The following is a 23,938-nucleotide window of genomic DNA, read 5'->3' on the forward strand; positions in this document are numbered from 1 at the left end:
TGTTTAAGAACAAAAAATATAGAATTTTTGCCTTTCAGAAGCACGGATATTTTTCGCGTTCCGGGAAGCCAATTACTAGCAAAAGTAGCATATTTTAGCTGTAAACGGTAACATCCCGCCGAAAATTAACTATGCTAAACCTATAGTTGAGCCCTAGCCTTATGCCTTATAAAGAAAAAGAAATAGAGAAACAGTATTACACGATTGGTGAAGTTGCTGCCATGTTTGATGTTGCCGCATCATTGATACGCTTCTGGGAAACCGAATTTGAGCAGCTGAAGCCTAAAAAGAATAAAAAAGGAAACCGCCAGTATACCAAGCAGGATATTGAAACGCTGCGCACCGTTTATCACCTTGTAAAAGAGCGCGGCTATACCATACAAGGCGCAAAGGAAGTGATGAAGAACAAGTCTGTGCAGACCAAGGATAAGATAGAGATGATCGATTCGCTCGAGAAAGTGCGGTCTTTCCTGGTTGGTATTAAAAATCAGCTGAACACTAAAGCCTAAAAGCTTCGTATTTCCCAAACCATGGGAGATAACAAGAACCTTTACGAAGTTGCCATTACCCAGATACCCGGCATCGGGCCACAGCTTACGCGCCAGCTGGTAAGTTACTGTGGCTCTCCGCATGGCGTATTTCATGCACCCCCGGGTAAACTGCAGAAGATTCCGGGAATCGGGCCTGTTGCTTATAAAAACCTTACTCAAGGCACCAAACAGGCTTTACTGCAGGCCGAAAAATTGTTAAAACAGGCTGAGCAGCATGACGTACAGTTGCTATTCTATACTTCACCAAAATACCCCGACCGGCTGAAACAGATCGCCGATGCTCCTACCCTTTTATATTTTCGCGGAAATGGCAACCTGAACCAGCGGCGCATTATTTCTATAGTTGGAACGCGGCAGGTCAGTAACTATGGCCAGGCTATTACTGAGAAAATTGTAGCAGACCTGGCTTCTTATAATGTGCTTATTGTCAGCGGCCTGGCTTACGGGATTGATATCGTGTCGCATAGGGCGGCGATACAGGCAGGTTTGCCAACTATAGGCGTGATGGCTAGTGGGCCGGACATCGTTTACCCGGCAGTGCACCGGAAATATGCGGAGCGCATGCTTACCCAGGGCGGGCTGTTAACGGAGAATACCTTTGGCACCAAACCCGATGCGCCACGCTTTCCGGCACGTAACCGTATTATTGCCGGCATGAGCGACTGTACTATAGTTGTGGAAGCTGCTCTGAAAAGTGGCACTTTAATTACCGCAGACCTGGCACATGGCTACGACAAGGAAGTAATGGCTGTACCCGGAAATATCACATCCCCCGTTTCTGAAGGACCAAACCATCTCATTAAAAACCATAAAGCCGCCATTTATACGTCGGTTCAGGATCTGGTAGAATTATTAAACTGGGACCTGGAAGATGAAACACAGGCTCGAAAGCAAAAACTACAAACCTTTTCTCCTGAAGAATATACGCTGGATGAGATGAAAGTGCTAAATATACTGCAACTAACCCAGGACGAACACATGGACAATATCAGCTGGAAAACCCAGATCCCGGTAAGTCTGCTGGCTTCGGTGTTGCTTACCTTAGAGTTTAAAGGAATGGTGAAAGCGATGCCGGGCAAGCGTTTTGGATTGATACGCTAGTTTCTTTTCTATTTACAATTCTTTTTAAGTGCTCCTGCAGCTTTTTTGTTGCCTAAATTAACAGCAGCTTGCCAATCGGCGCAGGCTTGTTTCAAATTTCCGGCTATGTAATGAGCTTGTGCCCGGCTCAGGTAGCAATCTCCGCATTCAGTAATACCTGTAATGTTTTTATTGCCATTTATATAAGTGTTAAAATCGCTGATTGCAGCATTGTAGTTACCACTATCGAGGTACATTGTTCCGCGCATATAAACACTTGAAAAATCACCAGGTCTTTCTTTGATTAAATGGTTATAATCTGCTTCAGCCTTTTCATACTCTTTTAAGCTAGCATAACTATTAGCGCGAATGTAATAACCAGACATGTAATCCGGGTCCAAGGCTATCGCTTTATCTGCATCCTGCACACTGCCTGTATAGTTCTGTAAATATGATTTAGCCAGTGCTCTGAAAAAATAAGCATCTGCGTTGGTAGGCTTAAGTGCTATAGCCTGATCCAGGTCGGTGATGGCTTCATCATAAATCAGGCTTTTAATTTTATTTTCGGCTTCATTTACAAGAGAGTCAGCTGTAATATCTTCTAACGTTATGGTTGAATCTGGCTGCGTGTAGTCGTTGTCAATAAAGCCATCGTCTCCAAAAATGAGCTCTACGCCATCCGATGAAGCAGTTTGGTTGGTCTTACAGCCTGTTAAAACTGAAACCGACATAAACAGTACCAAGAAGTAAATCCAGCACTTCGCCATTTTTGATCTCTGAATATTTTGCGTTCCGAATATAATAAAATCTTTAAAACGCTATAGATTAAGATCTTCTTTTAAATCCAGCTCTGTTTTTTACCAGGTGACTAAAGATGTTTTTAACGAAGAATTAAACGGAACTCAAATTAACTCTTAACTTTCCGCTCTAAACTCCTGACTAAACCAAATGCTGCTTTATAACGGCGAATTTATACCTGAAGCTGAACTACGCTTGCCAGTTACAAACCGGGCTTTACAATTTAATGATGGCTTTTTTGAAACGGTTATAGTTGCAGATGGCAGACTACGTTTTTGGAACGAGCATGTGTCGCGGATGCATGCAGCTGCTAAAACATTAAAGCTGGAGTTACCCCAGACTATAGTTTCGGGAGAGTTGGAAGATAAGTTGTTGCAGCTTGCCAGCCAAAACAGTGCAGCAAACTATGGCAGACTGAAACTGAAACTATGGCGAAGCGGCGCAGGCCTTTATATCCCTGAAACAAACGCTGTAGAATTGCTGGCAACTATACTTCCAGCTAGCCCAAGTACTACCTCCAGCCTGCACATCGGCATCTGCGAAACTATAACTACCAACTATAGCCCCTTCTCTTTTTTTAAAGGCCCCAATGCACTGCTTTATGTAATGGCCGGTATCGAGAAAAAGGAGAAGGGTTTTGATGATATGCTGCTATTGAACCGACAAGGCCAGGTCTCTGAGTTGACCTCTTCCAACGTTTTCTGGATGAAGAACGGAGTCCTGTTTACTCCCGCTACAGATACTGGTTGTGTGAAGGGAATTGCAAGGCAGCATATTTTACGCTGGGCAAAACAAGCCGGGATCAAGACCAAGGAAGTTTATTTTGATGTAGCCAGCTTAATGAAAGCAGATGCCATTTTTGCGGGTAATGTTACCGGCATCCGAAGTATTTCATCTATAAATGGTACACCTGTAACTATAGATGACACATTTGTAGAGCAGCTACGAAAAGAACTATTTGCTTAACTATAACTGGAAATTAAATGAGCACAGGTTGTAGGCCTGTGCTCTTATGCTTAAAGCATTAATTAAATCTCTAGTTTGAGCCCCAGCGAAAAAGTGGTAGGCTGTGGATATTGCCCGTAGTCTATGCCTCCTGCTACTTCCGGGTCCTGGCCGCTGTATTTGGTCAGCACAAAGGCATTTTGCACCGTAGCTGTTAAATTCAGGTTTGCCCGGTCTTTCCAGACACTGCCTACCTGATAGCCTACCTGCAGATATTCTAACCTTAAAAAGGAAGCATCCTCCAAATAATAACTTGATGTTCTTTGTGTATATTCAAAACCGGTATCATAATAGCTACGGGTTATATTTTCTAAATAATTTGGTCCCCAAACCCAGCCTAATGCACCGCGCGAAGCGTCTGCCATGTTAAATACCTGGTGGCCGGTAGCAGCCCTTAACAGCAACGAAGCTGAGAACTTTTTGTAGTTTAAATCAGAGTGTAAGCCGAACATCCATTTCGGATCTTTCTGACCCATTGCAATTCTGTCAGAAGTATACTTCCCTTCAATTGGCTTTCCGGCTTCATCATACACCTGACCTGACACATTAAACGAACCAACCGGATTACCCACGTACATCGACAACATTACCTCTCCTTCTGGTCCGTACCTTAAATTTCTAACTTGTTCGTAGAGGCTATTTACCTTTGTAATGGAATGGCTCATGTTACCACCAACGCTCCATTTAAAGTTATCAGTAGATATAAGGCTATAATTTATAGTTGCTTCTAAGCCTTTTGAACTCAAGGAGCCACCATTAATATAGTTTCTAAAATCGCCACCAGCAGATGCCTGGTATACATAGTTAAAGAGGTCCTGGGTTTTAGTCTGGAAATAGTTGACATCTCCGGATAGCCGGTTTTCAAAAATTCGCCAGTTTAGTCCGGTGTTCCACTTGGACGTATTCTCATATTTTGGAGCATTTTTAGAAAACTGGTAGGCGCTTAAATCGGGTTTCACATAATGACTATAATTGCCATACAGGCGCAACTCACTTACTTTAGGGAAACCTGCCATAAAGCTTTCTTTTGAAAGATTCCAGGCTGCGCCAACTCCCCAGGTAACAGTTCCCTTTTCATCTCCTGCAAAAACCGGGTACTTTTCCTGCGTCAGGGCGCCATTCAGGAAATAGCGGTCTTTAACGCTGATACCTGCATCCCCGAAAAATGAAGTAAATTCGGCCTGTTGGTTAGTGAAACTATAACTAATGGTACCCTTATCGCCTTCCGGATCATAGACAACATGGGTGCGGTGTTCGAATTCAGATTTTCTGGATCGGGCACCGATAGTTAAAGCCACCTTACTCTGTATGAAATTTAAAGGCTGATCCAGCGACAGGAATGCTTCTCTCTGTTCCCATTTAATAGCTGCGTTATGTGTTTGTAGTCTACCTTTTATACTCGATACAGCTACCATATCTTTAGGCTCAAAAGCAGAGAAATCATTTTCTTGCTCTCGCAAAGAATAACGGGCGTTAAGGCTTAGCTGCGGAAAAAAGTGGAGCTTATATTGCAGATGCGCCTGGCCCATGAACGAATTGGTCTCATCAATACCTCTATATTGCTCCAACAGGCTAAGCGGGTTATAAGGTGCATAAACATCAGCAGTTCCATCTTCATTCAGGTAAGCAAAGTAGTTTCCGTAATTATTCTGCTGATAAACGGGTTGTGTCGGGTCAAATGCCCAGGAACTAACTATAGCCTTTTGGTTGGCAACGCGCACATCCTGGTCTACCTTCCGCACATTCAGGTTCAGGCGCAGATGGTCCTTAAAAAAGCGTGGGTTAAGTGCAAGCGCCAGTGAGGTGCACTTATGCTGAGATGTTTCTAAAATACCGTTTTGGGTTAGGTAGCCCGCTGATACACGGTAGGGCATAAAGTCAAAGGCAGTTCCGGAAACACCCAGGTTATGGTCGTGGCTAAATGCTTCCCTGTAAATCACATCCTGCCAATCCGTATTTTCGTCTCCAAGCAACCCAACTTTATTCGGATATTCCTTCTTTACCAAATCCCTTAATTGGTCTATGTCCAGTATCTCCGCTTTCTTTCTTAGTACAGATACAGCAGCGGTAGTTTTGTAGGTTACCTTAGGTCTAGAATTTGTTTGTCCTCCTTTAGTAGAGATATATAACACCCCGTTTGTAGCACGCGCACCATAAATAGTATTCGAAGCAGCATCTTTCAGCAGTGTTACAGAGGCAATATCTTCCGGGTTCAGGAAACTGAGTGCTCCCGTATGGCCAAATACATATTTCTCCTCAAACGGAACACCATCTAAAACTATAATCGGAGCGTTGCTACCAAAAACAGTTGCTCCACCATTACGAATAATGAGCTGGCTGCCGCTACCCGGCTTGCCATTACCCTGCACAACCTGTAACCCTGTAAATTGGCTGGAGATAAATTGTTCCGGTGTGGTTATCAGGCCTTTGTTCAGAGAAGTAGCCGGTATGTGTTCCGTTAGCTCAGCTACATCTTTTTTACTGTAAGAAGCTTCTATTATATGCCGTATATTTATACCCTGAACACTATGGACGTGCTTTGTGGAATCGCTTTCCTGGGCTATAGTTGGTACTGAAATCAGGAGCAGGCTAAGAATAGCCCCTGCTGTGCGTAAAGTTTGTTTCAAGAGACTTATAGTTTGGTTGAATATTGCCTGAAATTAAAAAATATATTCAAATCTATATATACCAAAAGAGCGCAAGCTTTTAGGCTAGCGCTCTTCTAATCAAACTATAGTTTACAGTTTAGTTCTTCTTTGCTCCTGCGTTGTTTTTCTTTGATGCTTCAGGATACCAGTTTCGCAATCTTACATCAATATTTTTGTCCTTCTCATTCACCATGCGCTTAAAAGCTGCTACATCGGCCAAACCTTCGGTGCCGCGGTAATGATAGGGATAAATTACTTTTGGTCTGAAGGCCAGCACGCCGCTGGCAGCCTGGTTAATGTCCATAGTATACGGCAGGTTCATGCTCACAAAGGCCACATCAATATTCTTCAGCGCACGCATTTCGGGGATATCCTCCGTGTCGCCGGAAATGTAGATGCGCTTGCCTCCCAAAGTTAAAATATAGCCGTTGCCCCTGCCCTTGGGATGTTTGGCATCAGCAGTTTCTGGCAAATTATACATGGGCAGCGCTTCTATGGCAATGCCAGCCTGGTTTGTTGTTTCGCCGTTACCAATAACTATAGCCTGTGCTTTATACTTCTCCGGCAACTGGTCGGCTACAGCCTGTGGCACTACAAACGTAGTTCCTTTCAGCTCCAGGCCATCCAGCGTCTTCACATCCAGGTGGTCGCCATGTATATCGGTGATCAGCACCAGGTCCGGCTTGGGAATGGTTTTATAGGCTTCGGCACCTCCATACGGATCAACGTAAATGTTCTTTCCGTGCCAACTCAGCACCAGCGAGCCATGTGTAACGGGCTGTACTTTCAACTGCCCCTGATCCGTTTTGATCATGTCAGCTTGAGGCTGCTGAGCCTGTAGTTGCACTATAGCCAGTGCAAAAACCAGTGTAAAAAAAGCTTTCAGTTTCATAGTTATCAGTTTTAAGTGTGTGCAACTATAAAGCGTATAGTTCGCTTTTTTGTTTACGTAACCCGAACAGAAACTCTATTACACGGCCACCGGCGCTTTAATACCCGGGTGTGGGTTATAGTTAACCAGCTCGAAGTCTTCAAACTTAAAATCGAAGATGTCTTTTACATCCGGATTGATAACCATGGCTGGCAGCTGACGTGGCTCGCGGGTAAGTTGTAGTTTCGACTGCTCCAGGTGGTTGGTATACAGGTGCGTATCGCCGCCCGTCCAGATAAATTCGCCGGGTTCAAGTCCGGTAACCTGCGCCATCATTAACACCAGTAAAGCATACGAGGCAATGTTAAAAGGCACACCCAGGAACACATCGGCAGAGCGCTGGTATAGTTGGCAGCTTAGTTTGCCTTCAGCTACATAAAACTGGTAAAACGCGTGGCAAGGCGGTAGCTTCATGTTCTCAATCTCAGCCACATTCCAGGCGCTGACTATAATCCGGCGAGAGTCGGGGTTATTTTTTAGTTGGTTTACTACCTGCGTGATCTGATCGATGTGGCGACCATCGGGCGTTGGCCAGCTGCGCCACTGCGAACCATATACCGGTCCCAGGTTGCCATTTTCATCGGCCCACTCATCCCAGATGCTTACACCATTTTCTTTCAGGTAAGCAATATTGGTTTCACCTTTCAGGAACCACAGTAACTCATGAATAATAGACTTGAGATGCACTTTTTTAGTAGTAACCAGCGGAAAACCTTCGGCCAGGTTAAAGCGCATCTGGTAACCAAAGACACTCAGGGTACCCGTTCCGGTTCTGTCTTCTTTCTTCACCCCGTTATCCAGGATGTGCTGCATCAGGTCTAAATATTGTTTCATGGGTATGTATTGGCGAAAATGTAGTTAAAAGTTGAACGTTAAAGATAATAGCAAACCGCTGTAAAACAAAAAGCCTCCTGGATTTGGCAGAAGGCTTTTACTTGTACTATAATACTATAGTTACTTTATCTCTTTTGATTCTTTGGAAGTTTTTGAGGCATCGGCTTTTACATCTTTTTTCATGCAGCACGAAGCAGTTTTGCCCGAATCAGCAGTTGCTGGTTTCATATGGCAGCTTTCAGCAGAGGCCGTCGCTTTCTTGTCTTTTTTACCTTTTTTGTCTTTGTCTGAGTGCTCCATTTTGCATTTACCACCTTCGCAGGCAATTGCAGGAGATGCGCCGGCACCTAGAAAGCCAGCCAGTGCTAAAACAAGTACTAATTTTTTCATGATACCGGGGTTAAAAAGCTTGTATTATTAGAATTTATAAATGTAAAGATAGCTGAATTACGCAACCGGCAAAATGATGTTCATCATTTACATGAAACTATAGTTCCGGGTGTGCACTATAGCTATTTTGTAAAATATATCAGGCTTTATCCAATATGCTTGCCATATTTGCGTGTAAGTAACATGGCAACAAAATTAACAATGAAGAAAAACATAATACTCCTGTTGGTGCTGCTGTGTGCTGTATTTAGTAACGTGCAGTCTCAGGATACACCATCAAAGGAAAAAGAAAAAACACAGGAAGACAAAATTGCCCGCCTGATGGGTGAGCGCGAGCAGTTGGTGCTGGAGTACCAGTACCTGAACCAGCAGAACAACAGCTTCTGGGGAAACAAATCAAAGAAAGACCTGCTCAGTATAATTGATACCCTCAAAGAACTTATCCGCAAAGACTCAGAGCTGATAGCCGCGGTAAAAGAAGCCAGTATTAAGAAGATCGCTAAAAGCACTGTCGAGAACCAACGTTCCGGCAAACAGATAGTAGTAGATCAGCGCCAGATCAACAATCGCATACAGGGTTTACAGAACCAGGTAGATGGCCTGCAGAACCAGTTAAAAAGACGTGAAGCTGTAGTAAAAGACCTGCAACTACAACTACAGGAAGCTGACGAGAAACGCTATGGCAAAGACAAAGTTATTTCTGTGCTGGCTATAGTTTCAGCCATTCTCCTTTTATATGCCATTATCTTACAGGTACGCCTGAACAACGCAAAAGCAAAACCTAAAACTGCCCGTAAAAAGAATGTATAAACTATAGTTAAAACTATAAAATACGGAATTAATAGACACAAAATTTATGTTATAGTTTGCTTGCCTTTTGGCGGGCACACGTATACAACTGCTACTACAAGGCAAGGGCTGGCGTGACTATACCAGCCTTTATTTTTGATATAGATGAGAGACATTTTTGAAGAACTGAAGCAGGTACAGGAACTGCTTAAAATAGAACAGGAAGAAGACCGCCAGCAATACAAGATCAAGAGCTTGAAAAGTACGATTCAGGAGCGTAAAAATATGGGCTTCTGCTGGTACCCGGTCGTTATTTCGAAAGAGGAGATCGGTTTTGGCAATAAAGTAGTTATAGAACTGGAGCGCACATCCGGCCGCGATCAGCTTCACCTTTTCCAGACGGGTAAAGCGGCTGCCTTGTTTAGCAATAGTGGCGAGCGTAATAACCTGAATGGTGTTATAGTTGGCCTTAAACGCAACAAAATCCTGTTGGCCACTAATAAAGAAGACCTGCCCGACTGGATAGATGACGGGAAGCTCGGTATTGACCTGACCTTTGATGAAATGAGCTACCGCGAGATGGAATTCGCTCTAAAGAAAACCATCGAAGCAACTAAATCCCGTCATGCAGAGCTGCGCGATGTACTGTTAGGAATAAATGAGCCTGTTTTTACAGATGCGAAAGTACCTGAAATCTCAGTATTGAATGATTCCCAAAATGAAGCCGTAAGAAAAGTAGCGCAGGCGAAAGACGTGGCGATTATACACGGCCCGCCGGGTACCGGTAAAACCACCACGCTGGTACAGGCCATCTTATATACCTTAAAAACCCAGAAGCGCCTTCTGGTAACGGCTCCATCTAACACGGCTGTAGATTTGCTAACTGAAAAACTGGCTAACGAAGGCGTAAATGTGATCCGAATCGGTAACCCGTCGCGGGTATCTGATGTGTTGCTGGAGCATACGCTGGACGCCCAAATCATGGATCACAAAGCCTATAAGGATCTGAAAACAGTGCGTAAAACGGCTGAAGAGTATAAGCGCATGGCCTTCCAGTTTAAACGTAAGTTCGGGCACGAAGAGCGTATGCAGCGCCAACTATACAAAGCAGAAAGCAACCGCCTGCTGGAAGAAGCTGATAACATTGAGCATTACATTACCGAAGATTTGCTGGAGAATGTACAGGTCATTACGTGTACGCTGGTTGGTGCTGCCAATAAGGCCATCCGCCACCTGCATTACGATACTGTTTTTATAGACGAAGCTGCCCAAGCCCTGGAACCAGCCTGCTGGGTTCCGATCTCACGCACCAACCGCGTGGTACTGGCTGGAGACCATTGCCAGTTGCCACCAACCGTTAAATCTTTTTTGGCCGACCAGAAAGGCTTAAGCAAAACACTGTTTGAGAAATGCATCGAGCGGCAGCCAAATGTTTCGGTGATGCTGAAAACGCAGTACCGCATGCACCACCATATCATGCAGTTCTCGAACGAACAGTTTTATAACGGAGAATTAACTGCCCACGAAAGCGTGCACAGCAGCGACCTGCATGGTTACGATACTTTCTTTAAACCCGGCCTTGCCTTAGAATTTATTGATACGGCTGGCTGCGGCTACAATGAAGTCGTAAACCCGGAAGCGCAAAGCTCTGCCAATCCCGAAGAGGCTGATCTGCTGCTTAACCATCTGCAATTATTATTGAAAGACTACGTGCAGGATGAAGAAGTCGCCCCACTTAAAATTGGTGTAATTGCGCCTTACCGAGCCCAGATAAATTACCTGCAGGATAAAGTGGAGCACATGCCGCATCTGCACGAACTATACCTGAAACGCGAGCTTTCAATCGGTACCGTGGATAGTTTCCAGGGGCAGGAGCGCGATATTATTTACATCAGTATGGTGCGCAGCAACGAAACCGGGGAAATTGGGTTCTTGAGCGATATCAGGAGAATGAACGTGGGCATGACACGGGCTAAAAAGAAACTGGTTATAGTTGGCGACAGCGCCACACTTTCCAATCATCCTTATTACGATGCTTTTCTAAAGTATACTGAAAGTATCAATGCTTATAAAAGCGCCTGGGAACTTACAGAGTGCCTGCCTTAACCGATAATTTGAACCGAAGGATGGCAAAGCAAGTATAATTCTTTACCTTGCTGTCATCAAAAAATCAACGATAAAATGAAAATTGAAAAGAACAAAGTAGTAACGCTTACCTACGAACTGCGTGTGCAAAACGAAAGCGGAGAGCAAAGCGTGATAGAAATAGCGAACGAAGAACAACCAATGGCTTTCATTTACGGCATGAGCGGCCTGCCAGATCAGTTTGAAGAAAACCTGAGCAACCTGAGCGAAGGCGACAACTTCGACTTTAAACTGGACGCAGAAGAAGGCTACGGCGAGTACGATGAAAACGCTGTGGTTGAATTGCCAATGAACGTTTTTGAAGTAGAAGGTGCTGTACCGGATAACATGCTGGAAGTAGGCAACTTTATACCAATGACAGACAGCGAGGGCAACCAGTTACAGGGCCGCGTAGCAGCAGTTACCGAATCAAATGTAAAGATGGACTTCAACCACCCGCTTGCTGGTAAAGAACTATACTTTAAAGGTAAAGTTGCTCAGGTGCGTGAGGCTACCAAAGAAGAGTTAGATCATGGTCACGTACATGGTGCTGGCGGTCATCATCATTAATAGTTGAATTGACTAAACGAAAAAGCAGCATGAGTATAAACTTGTGCTGCTTTTTTGTTTAGCCTCTTTTCTTCAAGGTTTAATGTCATTACAAGGTTTTTAAATCTGTTTATTTTTCCGCTTTTGTGATTTTGAACATTCTTGAGACGCTAGTCGAAGAGAGGCTGCGTAGCTGTGAGAAATCTGGGTTCTATAGTTTGATATTTTACTTTCCGAACCAAGCCTTTTCTTTTATAGCTGCTTCTAATCCTGGGAGCTCTACTCACCTATCGTTCTATAGTTGGCTTTGGTGCCCTCACGGCCGGGAGGCCTCGTCTTCGGGCATCGCGCTGCTGCTTTCTTGCTACCCTCGCTCTGCTCGTGTTGCCTGGCGGCACCGCAACAAAGCAAAGGCGCTCAACCCAAAGACTGCGATCAGCTCGATAGTAACTGCTTTAACTTTAGTTTGAAAGGCAATAGTTGCATCGACTTTTCGTGGCTATAGTTCCGTAGGGACAGGTCGAGACCTGTCCGATCTTGGTCTGAACTATAGCCGCTAACTATAGCTAATTCAGATTTCTCCTGCAGGTCGAAATGACAAGTTGAAAAAACCGTAGCAGAAAGTCCCCCTTCAAATGGGGCAGGGGGATGACCAACGGTAACTATAGAACTTTTACCAAACTACACTATAGCCAAAATTCCCCTCCTCGGAGGGGCAGGGGTGGGTTAAAACCAAAACTATAGAACTACAACCTAAACTATAGCAAAGGCCGAAAGCTCCTTCCCCTGTTCTGGGGAAGGGGCCTCGATAAAAGGAGAAGGCTGGGAAGTGGTAAAACGGCAACTATAAAACTATAGTTAGCAACCTCAAATTATATGCTTCATTTCCTCCACATAATGCACCAACTCCGGGAAAAACAACTCAAAATCCCGGTGATACAAACTATAGTTTATAGTCAGCTCCTCTCCTGCCGTTTCCATTCCGGATTCAAAACTTGTGCGGCGGCTGAGCCCTGTTAATGCACGGCCTATCCCTTCTATTTCAGCATAACCAAGCAGCCAGTTCTGCTCCATCATGTACGGGAAAAAATACTGCACCCGCTCCGGTAAAGCTTCAAAATGACTGTTGATCAGACGATAGGTACGTTGGGTATAATTCTCTAACGACTCGTTAGCGAACCTGTCAAAATGCTTTGCCAGAAAATGGTCGAAATATAAATCTGCCACCACCGGCGCGTACTTTTTATACTTTTCGCGCAGACGTACTTTTGTTTCTAAAACTACCGGGTGCGTATCTGTATAAGTATCGATCAGGCGATGTAGTTTTATGCCCCGGGCAATACCCGGACTATAAAGTGTTGCCTTGTTGCCTTTTACAGCATCCGCAATAAAGTTGCCAAGCAGCAGTTCTTCGTCGTTACCAGACAAGTATAAATGAGCGAGATAATTCAAAACTATAGTTTAAGGTAGATCACTTTAAACATCTTATACTTTGTATTGTTCTCAAAAGTATAAACTCAAGGTTACAAACCCTTTACTTTAAGGGCGCGTAATCAGAAACACTAATCCAAGAAAATAAAACTATGAATAACGAACAAAACGAGAACCTGCAAAAACTGATAGATAAGATCAAGGATATTGACATTGCCATGATGACCACCGCAGACGATGACGGCAGCCTGCGCAGCCGCCCGATGCGTAACATGCAGATCAAGGAAGATGGTATTATCTGGTTCTTTACTGGTTACGAATCTGCCAAATCGCATGAGCTAAAAAATGACTCGCATGTAAACCTTAGTTATGCAGATCCTTCGAATAACCTGTATGTATCGGTATCTGGCAGGGCTTCTTTGTCAAGAGATAAAGCTAAGATTGATGAATTATGGAATCCGGCTATGAAAGCCTGGTTTCCGGAAGGCATAGACGATCCGAATGTGGGCTTGATAAAAGTAACGATAGATAAAGCAGAATACTGGGATTCGCCGAACAGCGCCGTAGTACATTTATATGGCGTGGTAAAAGCGGCTATAACCGGTGAGCGCGCCGATCCGGGCGAAAACAAAAAGATCAACCTGTAAGTATAAAACTATACCTATAGCTTGAAAGCAACACCTGCCTTACTCCCGTTCGGCAGGTGTTTTGCGTATAGGCGTTTAATTAAACGATGCATTTTCAGGATAACATGTAACTTTCAACTCTAAACTCTTAACCTGTTTTCCCTTGTCTTCAACTATAGTTCCTGCACCGCGCCTGACGACGCTCACCTTGTTTGGTATTAAAAAGGGCCACCTGCGCTGGGGGTTGGCACAAATGGGTGCGGCTGGCCCGAAGTTAGCGAAAGTACCGGGCTTGTTTTTTTATAAACTACTGGGTAGCGGACGTGGCAGAGGATTTAGCATCAAACCAAATTTTTATCGTTACGGTATGCTTTGTACCTGGGAAAGCGATGAAGCGGCTGATAACTTTTTCCGGAGCTCCGACCTGATAAAAGAATATGAACAGCATACATTTGAACGCTGGACCTGCTACCTGCACCCCTTGCATAGCCACGGGCAATGGGACAAAAAAGAACCGTTCTCACCCCTTTCAAGTTTAAACTATAGTTCAGGGCCTATTGCAGTGCTTACCCGTGCCAGCATAAACATGCGGGCTTTGCCCAACTTCTGGCGTTTTGTGCCGCAATCCAGCAAAGCGCTGGATGAGGCAGATGGATTGGTTTGCTCGATTGGTCTGGGTGAATTACCACTAATCCGCCAGGCAACGTTCAGTATCTGGGAGTCGGCAGAGGCTATGAAAAAATATGCCTACCGCAACCCGAAGCACCAGGAAGTAATCAGAAGAACCCGCTCCGAAAACTGGTACTCCGAGGAGCTTTTTGCCCGGTTTATCCCGCTGAAAACAGTCGGTACCTGGAACGGAACAGACCCGGTAGGTAGCTACGTGGCTGGTTAATGCTTTTTGCTTTTTAAGCCTACCATAATATCTTCCAGCAGGTCTACCTGAATTTGCTGTATCTCTATCAGGCGCTGGTTTTGGTTGATGATCAGGTGATCTATCTTTTCGTGCAGTAATCGTATTTCCAGTTCCGCTTTCAGGTTCACCTGGTAATCATATTCCGAGCGTTGCCGGTCTTTTGCCTCTTTCCGGTTCTGGCTCATCATAATAATAGGTGCCTGTATAGCAGCCAGGCAGGAAAGTATCAGGTTTAAAAGGATAAAAGGGTAAGGATCAAAGGGCCGGGTAGCTGCAAAGTATACATTGATGGCAATCCAGAGAAAAAGAAATGAAAAGAAGATCAGGATAAATGTCCAGCTTCCACCAAAAGTCGCAATTTTATCGGATACACGTTCCCCGAACGTAAGGTTTTCGGAGAGTTCTGTTTCTATGTTAGAAGACAGTAACTCATGTTCGTTTATGCTTTTGATTACCTCTTTTTCCAGCTCCGACAATTCTCCCAGCTCGCTGGTAAGCATATTTTCGAGGTACTTATTACGGTACTGGTTTAGCACAGCAATAGAAACAAAACCTTTCTCATCAAAATGAGGATGTTCTGCTTTCATTAAATCCAGGATGCCCTTGCGTATGTCTGTGCCGGACACCAGTTGCTGCATAGGCAAATGTTTTCCGGTTACCTGGCAAACGCCGCTGTTGCTACGATGCATTTTCATATGTTTCTGGCATTACCTTTAAAGTGCCATACGCAGAAAACGGAAGCGGCGGTATTTGTAGGGTTTATTTTAGGTCGTTGATCTGTTTTAGTGCATTCTTGAGCAGCATATCCATAGCTTCATACGTTCTATAACCTCGGCTCAGCAGATGCACTTCATGTCCGTTGAGCAGGTACATACTCGGGAAAGCAATGGCCTGCAGGTGGCGGGCGATCACAAAATCCTGCTTGGTTTTCTCTCTCATGTCATCGGAGTTAAACTTCTCCAGAAAGGTATCTTCTTCAATCCCGAAGGTAGAAGCAATCTCAGCCAGCACAACGCCATTTGTAACATCGTTATTACCCGCATAAAAAGCATCCTGCACCTTCTCAGCCATTAGCAGCTCAGATTCCGGATGTAAATAGCGCATGGCAACTACCGCCCGGCAAGCCGGCTCAGTGTTATAGATAAAATCTGTTCTGTTAAAAAAACTATAATCAAACGGTTGACCGGTAACCTGCTCCACATCCTGCCAATGCTGCTTGGTTTTGGCTAGATTTTCTGCATCCATCGGTTCTGTATTTGCACGGAGTCCGCCCAGTACCAGTTTAAAGTTCAGTTTGCCCTCCTGTTCCTGTTTTATGCGATGCAGTACCGGCGCAAAACCATAGCACCACGAGCACATGGGGTCCATTACATAGATCAGGTGCGGCACATCCAGCAGATCGTATTTTTCCATTTCTATAGTTCTCTATTAAAAGTGCAAAGGTAACGTAATTGGACCAGTGATTAAAGGGATTAGAATGATTTACAATGATTAAGTGTACCGCCAAACTACAGCACTACAGCGTTATGAGGCATAATTAAAACTAAAGCAGAAATCATTTTAATCAGTAAAATCTCTTTAATCACCGGTCAATGAATTATCTTAGCGGTTTAAGTTAGAACAAGCGAATTCGATTTAAACTATGTCAGAATATAATTTCAGCCAGATTGAGAAAAAATGGCAGCACTACTGGGAAGAGAACCAGACGTTTAAAGCCAATGAAACCAACGGTAAACCAAAATACTACGCCCTGGATATGTTCCCGTATCCGTCTGGTGCCGGTCTGCACGTAGGTCACCCGCTTGGCTATATTGCCTCTGACATTGTGAGTCGTTACAAGCGCCTGAAAGGTTTTAATGTGCTGCATCCGATGGGCTTCGACTCATTTGGATTACCAGCTGAACAATATGCGATACAAACCGGTCAGCACCCGGCCATAACTACTGAACAGAACATTGCCCGTTATGTTGAGCAGCTGAAAAACATCGGTTTCTCCTTTGACTGGGAACGCGAAGTACGTACCTCTGACCCTAACTACTATAAGTGGACGCAGTGGATCTTCAAACAACTGTTCAACAGCTACTATAACTATAGTTCAGACAAAGCGGAAAGTATAGATAAGCTGATCGCTGCATTTGAAGCTAACGGTAACGCAACTATAAATGCCGCCTGCGACGAAGACACACCTGCCTTCACAGCCGAAGAATGGAAAAGCATGAACGTGCAGCAGCAGTCAGAACTATTACTGAAGTACAGACTGACTTACGTTGCCGAAGCTGTCGTGAACTGGTGCCCTGCTTTGGGCACAGTGCTGGCAAATGATGAAGTAGTTGGCGGCGTTTCGGAGCGTGGCGGTTACCCGGTAGAGCGTAAAAAAATGCGCCAGTGGATGATGCGCATCACGGCGTATGCTGAGCGTTTGTTGCAGGGCCTGGAAACTATAGACTGGCCGGAGCCTGTAAAAGAAATGCAGCGCAACTGGATCAGTAAATCGGTTGGTGCAGAACTTGACTTTGCTATTGAAGGCGACGGTCATATAAAAGTTTTCACTACCCGCATCGATACCATTTTCGGGGCAACCTTCGTAGTGCTTGCACCTGAGCACGACCTGGTAGCACAAATAACCACAGACGCACAACGCGCCGAAGTTGAAAAATATGTAAACGTAGCTAAAAACCGTTCGGAGCGTGAGCGAATGACGGACGTAAAAACCGTAAGCGGTGTGTTTACTGGTGCCTACGCCATCAACCCTATCTCTGAAGAGCGTGTGTCGATCTGGATTGCCGATTATGTACTGCCTGGTTATGGTACCGGTGCGGTAATGGCCGTGCCAGGCCACGACTCGCGCGACTATGCGTTTGCCAAACACTTTAACCTGCCAATAAGAGAAGTTGTAGCAGGTGGTAATCTAGAAGTTGAAGCCTACGCAGCAAAAGATGGTAAGATCATCAATTCCGGTTTCCTGAACGGGCTGGATGTGAAAGATGCTATAAAAGCTGGTATAGCGAAAGCTGAAGAACTGGGTGTTGGCAAGGGGCGCGTGCAGTACCGTATGCGTGATGCTGTTTTCAGTCGCCAGCGCTATTGGGGCGAGCCTGTTCCGGTTTACTTTAAAGATGGGATTCCGCAGTTGTTAAATGACGAGGAGTTGCCATTGGAGCTTCCGAAAATCGATGCGTACCTGCCAACTGAAACCGGTGAGCCGCCTCTTGGTCGCGCCGTTGATTGGAAGCATGAAAACCAATATGAGTATGAACTGAGCACCATGCCGGGCTGGGCTGGAAGCAGCTGGTACTGGTACCGCTACATGGACCCACAGAACAACACCGAGTTTGCAGCAAAAGATAAGATCGAATACTGGCGCAATGTAGATTTATACATAGGCGGTTCAGAGCACGCAACCGGTCACCTGCTCTACTCCCGCTTCTGGAACAAATTCATGTTCGACTTGGGCTTGGTGGTGGAAGAAGAGCCGTTCAAAAAGCTCATTAACCAGGGCATGATCCAGGGTCGTTCAAATTTTGTGTACCGCATTAAAGACACGAATAAGTATGTTTCTTTCGGCCTGAAAGACCAGTATGATGTAACTCCATTACATGTGGATGTGAACATTGTCGAGAACGACGTGCTGGACCTGGAAGCTTTTAAAAAGTGGCGGCCAGAGAATGCTGATGCAGAGTTTGTGCTGGAAGATGGCAAGTACCATGTCGGTGTTGAGATCGAGAAGATGTCGAAGTCGAAGTACAACGTGGTGAACCCGGATGACCTGGTTGAGAAAATGGGTGCCGATACGCTTCGTATGTACGAGATGTTCCTGGGGCCACTGGAGCAGTTCAAGCCATGGAATACCAACGGCATGGACGGCGTTCACAAGTTCCTGAAAAAGTACTGGAAACTATTCCATGATAACAGTGGTAATTTCTCGGTTTCTGATGAAGCGCCAACAGCCGAAGAACTGAAAACTTTACACAAGACCATTAAAAAAGTAGAAGAAGATATCGAGCGTTTCTCGTTCAATACATCGGTTGCTACGTTTATGATCTGTGTAAACGAACTGACGCAGCTGAAAACCAACAAACGTGCTATACTGGAGCCTTTAACTATAGTTCTGGCACCTTATGCACCGCATATTACCGAAGAACTATGGCAGCAGCTTGGCCATTCTGAGAGTATCAGTTATGCTACCTTCCCGCAATGGAAAGAAGAGTACCTTGTAGAAAACACGTTTGAGTACCCGGTATCCGTGAACGGAAAGACGCGCCACAAGCTTTCGTTTGCGACAGATACGCCGCGCGATGAAATAGAAAAAGCGGTGCTGGCAGATGAGCAGGTAATAAGATTTTTTGATGGAAAAACACCAAAGAAAGTTATTATAGTACCTAACAAAATCATAAACGTGGTAGTATAAGAGTATTCCATTTTACCAACTAACTCACTAAAAGCCGTCAGGAACCCATCTGACGGCTTTTAGCATTTAGGTTCGGTCTACACCAAACAAAAAGGTGATCATGCTTTGTGCATCATCACCTTAGTTATGTTGGAGGTACTATAGTTCAGTTGGTTTATGCCGGAGTTGCACGAATACGCTTAGAGGCAGTTTTTATTGATTTGCGTACTTTCGATAGCAGTTCACTCAACTGTGTAGCTTCTTCTTCACTCAAATCATGAAGCAGGCCATCTAACAGGCTAAGTTCAGGATCAATCCCGGCCATCATGTCGTGGCCCTTCTCAGATAGTATTATGTTTACCAATCGCTTATCATGCGGATTCTGCTTTACTTCCACAAACCCCTTTGCATTTAACCGGCTCACTAACCTGGAAGTATCTGACATTTTATCCAGCATCTTATCCCGAAGTCCGGATGTTGAGATGGGTGTTGGAAACTGATCCCTTAAAATACGTAATGCGTTATATTGCTGTGTAGTAAGGCCATGGCGTTTAAAAAAGCTCTCGTACCCATTAAAAAGAAACCCAGAAGTATAAAGAAGGTTCAAGCTCGCCTTCTGCCATTCGTTGCGGATTTTAACCCCAACTTCATTCTCAAAATGCATAATTTAGTCTCAGGTGTGCTCCAATTATACTTAAAAATTCTGAATAAATAAGATAGACGGCTAAATAAATCATCTCAATGCCTATCATCTATCGACCAACTGCAAATCAGGTCAACATACCAGGTCATTCGGTTTTACCCGTTCTTCATATCCCTTGTTACAAGTACCAGCTGGCGCAGTAAATAACAAAGAAATATATCTTACCGATAAAGAAGTATAAGGTTGCTACATCTTAAAATTTATAGACTGCTTTTGTGCCTTTGTTAATTTAGAAGCTACTAAAAAGTATGAATGATCTATAAGTTCCTGTAATAACTGCCCTGGTAAACCTGCCTCAGGAAGCACAGTGTTCCAATGCAGTTTGTTCATGTGGTATCCGGGTTTAATTTGCTGGTATTGCTCCCGTAATAAAACAGCCTGTTCAGGGTCGCACTTTAAAGCAATGCCTTTCTCAAATTCTGAAATGCTGCATAGTGCATACATTTTTCCGCACACTTTAAAAACCAGCGTATCCTCATCAAAAGGCAGTTCTTCTGTGGTGCCGGGCTTGGCCATGCAATAATCTCGGAACGCTTCTATATCCATACCTGTAATGACGTAAATTATAGCTCTAATGTAATAAAAAAAGGAGAACTGTGTAGCCCTCCTTTCCATAGTATATAGTTTAGTTCTGCCTAAATATGCTTGATAATAAAGTAAATGATAGCAGCCAGGAACATCAGGATAGATATTTTATTGATCGTGTGCATGGCACGCAGGTTAAAGGTGCTCTTGCGGTTCGGGTCTTTTTTACGGAAAAAGTAAGTCGCTACTTCCGTGAAATCAAATAATCCCTTCATATGGTTTTCAGTTAATATTTATCAGTACTCAAAAAAGCAGTAACTATAGTTTTAGCTGCCCTACATCACATTACTTAAAGATAACAAAAGATTTATAGTTGGCAGACTATTCTTCCAGTATAACCGGTTCAATCCAGCGGGCATCTTCGCGTATCAGTTCAATCAGTTCATCAACGGCGCGGTCGGCGGGTACCGATTTTTTAACTACTGTCTGCCCACGATACAGCGCAATCTTATCTTTACCTACCCCAACATAGCCATAATCAGCATCAGCCATTTCACCGGGACCGTTCACGATACAACCCATAATCCCGATCTTCACGCCTTTCAGGTGGTCGGTGCGTTTACGGATCATAGCCGTAGTTTCCTGCAGATCAAATAGAGTTCGTCCACAGCTCGGGCAACTGATGTACTCTGTTTTGCTCATTCGTGTGCGGGCCGCCTGTAGTATGCCGAAACTTAGTTTATTCAGCGTATCTATAGTTTGCAGCCACGCTCCTTTTTCCTGATCCGGTAACAGTTCGGTGCCTAGCATTACTCCATCTCCCAGCCCATCAATCAGCAAGCCACCCATATCGGTAGAAGCGTATAGTTGAACTTCATCTGAAGTTAGCAGTCCGTATTCTCTTTTAATGATACACGGTGCCTGTACGCCATTATTCATCAGCCTGAAAAAGCATTTGCGCAGTTCGGGCATGGCATGTTCGTTGGTCGTATGCAGCATAAGAACGGCTGTTCCATCGGTCTTGAGCCTTTCTATTACCTCCTGGGTCAGGTCAGCTATAGTTGCCAGTACAAAGTTAAGCTTGGCATGACGAGGCTGATCTGCCAGGTATTGCGCTGCAGTTAAAAGTGGATGTCTGTGTTCGCTATGCGCTGCTTTCTGCCACGAACTATAGTTTACGATCTCCTTCAGCCCGTTTGGCAACATAAACGTGATCGGGTTATCGCCGGTATAGATATAGTCAGCACCCAGGTCGTTCATGTTAAACTTATCGAGCAGCATGGAATACAAATGGCCCACACTTTTCAGGTCTGCATATTGTACTTCTGTAAGGCGGCTCAGGTCAGCAATAACACGGGGAACATTCTGTGCGCCTAGGTTTTCTACTTCTATCGTTTCCCTGCGGTGATACTGGAACGGATCTATCGGAACATTGCAGATCGGCTTAATCGGAGCGGCTTTTTCGGCGCGATGCGTATAGCGGTCGATCAATGCTTTGGCTACCGGCGCTTCTGCCTCAGGAGCTTCGGTTAACGAAACGCGAACAGTATCGCCCAGGCCATCTTCCAGCAAAGTACCAATACCAACTGCCGACTTAATACGCCCATCTTCTGCTTCGCCGGCTTCAGTTACGCCCAAATGTAACGGATAGGGTTGTAAACCTTCCTCATCAAGCTTCTGGACAAGCAAACGATACGCCTGCACCATTACCTGCGTATTCGAAGCCTTCATCGAGATAACCAGATCATAGTAGCCTTCGCTTTCGCAGATACGGATAAACTCCAGCGCACTTTCCACCATGCCAATTGGGGTATCTCCGTAACGGCTCAGGATTCTGTCTGATAACGAGCCGTGGTTGGTACCAATTCGCATGGCAGTACCGTGTTCTTTACAAATGCGCACCAGTGGCAAAAAGCGATCACGGATGCGGTCAAGCTCAGCCTGGTACGTTTCGTCGTTATATTCTATTACTTCAAATTTCTTCTTGTCAGCATAGTTGCCCGGGTTTACGCGAACCTTCTCAACTATACGGGCAGCAACTTCAGCGGCATTCGGCGTAAAATGGATGTCAGCAACAAGGGGTACATTATAACCACGCCTGTTCAGTTCATCTTTTATGTTCTTCAGATTTTCAGCTTCTTTTATGCTGGGCGCCGTAATCCGGATATACTCACAACCGGCTTCAATCATCCGGATGCACTGCTCCACAGAACCCATCGTATCCATGGTGTCCACTGTCGTCATCGACTGCACCCGAATCGGGTAATCGCCGCCCATCGGAACACCGCCTATAGTTACAACACGCGTTTTACGACGTTTATATTCTGTCAGGCTCGGGCAATAGCTCTTATTCATTTGATCGATCTCGCAATTCATCTATCTCTTAACTAAAGTTGCGTCTGCTTTGTTCAAAGGGGAAATTACGTAAAATTAGCTTTTTTCAGCATAACATTAAGCAGGCCGCACAGAAGTGTTATGATTTACGTATGAAGCATTATAAATCAGCAACTTATGATACACATGCGCGCTTTCATGCCCGATAATACGCAACAGCGGTTAAGCGACCTGCTGCGCTGGGGCAAACTACGGCAGGATCAGGTAAGTCAGGCTATTCTTATTACCAACGAATCAGTAATAGGATTTCTGAAACGCCAGTTACAAAAAGGTAACTGGAGAGCCGTGAACGATGTGCTGGAAGGCAAACCTATGACCAAAGCCGGACAATTCATGCTAAACGAACTCCGGGACCACATCGCCACCAACCTGATCATGCGTCTTGGCTTAAGAAAAGTTATTGCCGTGGGTATAGCCCTGGTTATTCTGCCACTTGTACTCGCAAAATTAAGTGGAAGTGTGATAAACAGGTTTAAAAGCTGAAATAAGTAGCTGACAGTGGATGTTAACCTGCTCCCTACCAAAAAGGGATTTTGGTTATAGTTGTAGTGCTATAATTGCTGTGATCTTACCACACTCAACTCTTCGGCTTTAACTTCTAAATTGTTTCCCGGTAGGCTGAGGCGGGGAGTTTTTAGGCCATGGCTATAGTTTTACCCCTTCCCAGCCTTCCCCTAAAAACAGGGGAAGGAGCTTACCAGCCTTTGCTATAGATGGAGTTATAGTTTTATAGTTGCTGTTCTAACCCACCCCTGCCCCTCCCAAGAGGGGAATTTTGGCTATAGTTAAAGCTTAGCTATAGTTTTATAGTTTCTGTTTGTCATCCCCCTGCCCCCTTCAAAGGGGGGCTTTTCTGCTACGACTTGTCCATCTGTCATTTCGACGTTAGGAGAAACCTGAATTAGCTATAGTTACAGCCTGTCGAGCGGACAGGTCGCGACCTGTCCCTACGGAATTACAGCCACGGTAAAGCTAAGTGCAATAGAGCTTCACTTAACTATAGTTTAGCTATCGAACTGATCACAGTCTTTGGGTTGAGCGCCTTTGCTTTGTTGCGGTGCCGTCAGGCAACCCGAGCAGAGCGAGGGTAGCAAGAAAGCAGCAGCGCGATGCCCGAAGACGGGGCCTCCCGGCCGTGAGGGCACCAAAGCTAAATTGAAACTGTAGGTTCATAAAGCTCCCAGGATTGGAAGTGGCAATAGAAGAAAGGCTTTGTTCAGGTTAGAAGTAAATCAAACTATAGCACTCAGATTTCTC

At 44.8% G+C, this 23,938-nt stretch carries 22 protein-coding genes; 10 read left to right on the forward strand and 12 right to left on the reverse strand.

Annotated elements, in window-relative coordinates; all coding sequences use genetic code 11:
- Nucleotides 1–161: 161 nt before the first annotated feature.
- Together GSQ66_RS04560 and dprA are read left to right on the forward strand one after the other, a co-directional pair.
- Nucleotides 162–509, forward strand: coding sequence for a MerR family transcriptional regulator (locus GSQ66_RS04560; RefSeq protein ID WP_162426372.1), 348 nt, complete (start codon nt 162–164; stop codon nt 507–509).
- 21 nt (nt 510–530) lie between these two features.
- On the forward strand, nt 531–1,652 hold the full coding sequence (gene dprA, locus GSQ66_RS04565; protein ID WP_162426373.1) for a DNA-processing protein DprA: 1,122 nt from the start codon (nt 531–533) through the stop codon (nt 1,650–1,652).
- An 8-nt stretch (nt 1,653–1,660) separates the two neighbouring features.
- Here the strand turns inward: dprA and GSQ66_RS04570 are convergent, their stop codons facing one another.
- Nucleotides 1,661–2,398, reverse strand: coding sequence for a tetratricopeptide repeat protein (locus GSQ66_RS04570; protein ID WP_162426374.1), 738 nt, complete (start codon nt 2,396–2,398; stop codon nt 1,661–1,663).
- Between the two features lie 181 nt (nt 2,399–2,579).
- Here GSQ66_RS04570 and GSQ66_RS04575 point away from each other — a divergent pair, with 181 nt between their 5' ends.
- Nucleotides 2,580–3,395, forward strand: coding sequence for an aminotransferase class IV (locus GSQ66_RS04575; protein ID WP_162426375.1), 816 nt, complete (start codon nt 2,580–2,582; stop codon nt 3,393–3,395).
- Between the two features lie 62 nt (nt 3,396–3,457).
- Here GSQ66_RS04575 and GSQ66_RS04580 read toward each other — a convergent pair whose 3' ends face one another.
- From GSQ66_RS04580 to GSQ66_RS04595, 4 genes are all read right to left on the reverse strand, one after another.
- A complete protein-coding gene (locus GSQ66_RS04580; RefSeq protein ID WP_162426376.1) occupies nt 3,458–6,061 on the reverse strand; it encodes a SusC/RagA family TonB-linked outer membrane protein in 2,604 nt (867 codons plus the stop codon).
- Between the two features lie 118 nt (nt 6,062–6,179).
- On the reverse strand, nt 6,180–6,974 hold the full coding sequence (locus tag GSQ66_RS04585) for an MBL fold metallo-hydrolase (protein WP_162426377.1): 795 nt from the start codon (nt 6,972–6,974) through the stop codon (nt 6,180–6,182).
- A 78-nt stretch (nt 6,975–7,052) separates the two neighbouring features.
- A complete protein-coding gene (locus GSQ66_RS04590) occupies nt 7,053–7,847 on the reverse strand; it encodes a thymidylate synthase (protein WP_162426378.1) in 795 nt (264 codons plus the stop codon).
- A gap of 120 nt (nt 7,848–7,967) precedes the next feature.
- Nucleotides 7,968–8,237: a hypothetical protein gene (locus GSQ66_RS04595; protein ID WP_162426379.1), complete on the reverse strand. Its 270-nt coding sequence runs from the start codon at nt 8,235–8,237 to the stop codon at nt 7,968–7,970.
- 201 nt (nt 8,238–8,438) lie between these two features.
- On the opposite strand from GSQ66_RS04595, the gene GSQ66_RS04600 reads away from it, so the two are divergent.
- From GSQ66_RS04600 to GSQ66_RS04610, 3 genes are all read left to right on the forward strand, one after another.
- Nucleotides 8,439–9,047: a hypothetical protein gene (locus GSQ66_RS04600; RefSeq protein ID WP_238395813.1), complete on the forward strand. Its 609-nt coding sequence runs from the start codon at nt 8,439–8,441 to the stop codon at nt 9,045–9,047.
- A gap of 144 nt (nt 9,048–9,191) precedes the next feature.
- Nucleotides 9,192–11,132 (forward strand): AAA domain-containing protein, encoded by a 1,941-nt coding sequence (locus tag GSQ66_RS04605; protein ID WP_162426381.1) that lies wholly within the window; start codon nt 9,192–9,194, stop codon nt 11,130–11,132.
- Between the two features lie 75 nt (nt 11,133–11,207).
- Entirely contained in the window at nt 11,208–11,720 is a 513-nt protein-coding gene (locus GSQ66_RS04610) for an FKBP-type peptidyl-prolyl cis-trans isomerase (RefSeq protein ID WP_162426382.1), read from the forward strand.
- An 846-nt stretch (nt 11,721–12,566) separates the two neighbouring features.
- Here GSQ66_RS04610 and GSQ66_RS04615 read toward each other — a convergent pair.
- Nucleotides 12,567–13,151 (reverse strand): acyl carrier protein phosphodiesterase, encoded by a 585-nt coding sequence (locus GSQ66_RS04615; RefSeq protein WP_162426383.1) that lies wholly within the window; start codon nt 13,149–13,151, stop codon nt 12,567–12,569.
- Between the two features lie 131 nt (nt 13,152–13,282).
- Between GSQ66_RS04615 and GSQ66_RS04620 the strand changes: the two genes are divergently transcribed.
- Both GSQ66_RS04620 and GSQ66_RS04625 read left to right on the forward strand, forming a co-directional pair.
- Complete coding sequence (locus GSQ66_RS04620; protein ID WP_162426384.1) at nt 13,283–13,777, forward strand: pyridoxamine 5'-phosphate oxidase family protein; 495 nt, start codon at nt 13,283–13,285, stop codon at nt 13,775–13,777.
- 142 nt (nt 13,778–13,919) lie between these two features.
- On the forward strand, nt 13,920–14,651 hold the full coding sequence (locus GSQ66_RS04625) for a spheroidene monooxygenase (RefSeq protein ID WP_162426385.1): 732 nt from the start codon (nt 13,920–13,922) through the stop codon (nt 14,649–14,651).
- Here the strand turns inward: GSQ66_RS04625 and GSQ66_RS04630 are convergent.
- Together GSQ66_RS04630 and GSQ66_RS04635 are read right to left on the reverse strand one after the other, a co-directional pair.
- Nucleotides 14,648–15,367, reverse strand: a complete 720-nt coding sequence (locus GSQ66_RS04630) for a DUF1003 domain-containing protein (protein ID WP_162426386.1) — start codon at nt 15,365–15,367, stop codon at nt 14,648–14,650. The genes GSQ66_RS04625 and GSQ66_RS04630 overlap by 4 nt on opposite strands.
- Before the next feature lie 64 nt (nt 15,368–15,431).
- The gene (locus GSQ66_RS04635) at nt 15,432–16,085 is read right to left on the reverse strand and encodes a DsbA family protein (protein WP_162426387.1); all 654 of its coding nucleotides are present in this window, start codon (nt 16,083–16,085) and stop codon (nt 15,432–15,434) included.
- Between the two features lie 229 nt (nt 16,086–16,314).
- Here GSQ66_RS04635 and leuS point away from each other — a divergent pair, with 229 nt between their 5' ends.
- Entirely contained in the window at nt 16,315–19,080 is a 2,766-nt protein-coding gene (gene leuS / locus GSQ66_RS04640; RefSeq protein WP_162426388.1) for a leucine--tRNA ligase, read from the forward strand.
- Nucleotides 19,081–19,234: 154 nt separating this feature from the next.
- Here leuS and GSQ66_RS04645 read toward each other — a convergent pair whose 3' ends face one another.
- The 4 genes from GSQ66_RS04645 to ispG all read right to left on the reverse strand — a co-directional run bounded on the left by GSQ66_RS04645 (nt 19,235) and on the right by ispG (nt 22,642).
- Nucleotides 19,235–19,723 carry a MarR family winged helix-turn-helix transcriptional regulator gene (locus GSQ66_RS04645; RefSeq protein ID WP_162426389.1) on the reverse strand — a complete coding sequence of 163 codons (489 nt, stop codon included), beginning with the start codon at nt 19,721–19,723 and terminating at the stop codon, nt 19,235–19,237.
- A gap of 225 nt (nt 19,724–19,948) precedes the next feature.
- Nucleotides 19,949–20,308: an MmcQ/YjbR family DNA-binding protein gene (locus GSQ66_RS04650; protein ID WP_162426390.1), complete on the reverse strand. Its 360-nt coding sequence runs from the start codon at nt 20,306–20,308 to the stop codon at nt 19,949–19,951.
- Nucleotides 20,309–20,397: 89 nt separating this feature from the next.
- Nucleotides 20,398–20,562: a DUF6728 family protein gene (locus GSQ66_RS18770; RefSeq protein WP_187030079.1), complete on the reverse strand. Its 165-nt coding sequence runs from the start codon at nt 20,560–20,562 to the stop codon at nt 20,398–20,400.
- Between the two features lie 106 nt (nt 20,563–20,668).
- The gene (ispG, locus tag GSQ66_RS04655; protein ID WP_162426391.1) at nt 20,669–22,642 is read right to left on the reverse strand and encodes a (E)-4-hydroxy-3-methylbut-2-enyl-diphosphate synthase; all 1,974 of its coding nucleotides are present in this window, start codon (nt 22,640–22,642) and stop codon (nt 20,669–20,671) included.
- A 156-nt stretch (nt 22,643–22,798) separates the two neighbouring features.
- Between ispG and GSQ66_RS04660 the strand changes: the two genes are divergently transcribed.
- Nucleotides 22,799–23,164, forward strand: a complete 366-nt coding sequence (locus GSQ66_RS04660) for a hypothetical protein (protein ID WP_162426392.1) — start codon at nt 22,799–22,801, stop codon at nt 23,162–23,164.
- Nucleotides 23,165–23,938 lie beyond the last annotated feature (774 nt).

Origin of the sequence: Pontibacter pudoricolor (assembly GCF_010092985.1) — a bacterium.
GTDB lineage: Bacteria > Bacteroidota > Bacteroidia > Cytophagales > Hymenobacteraceae > Pontibacter > Pontibacter pudoricolor.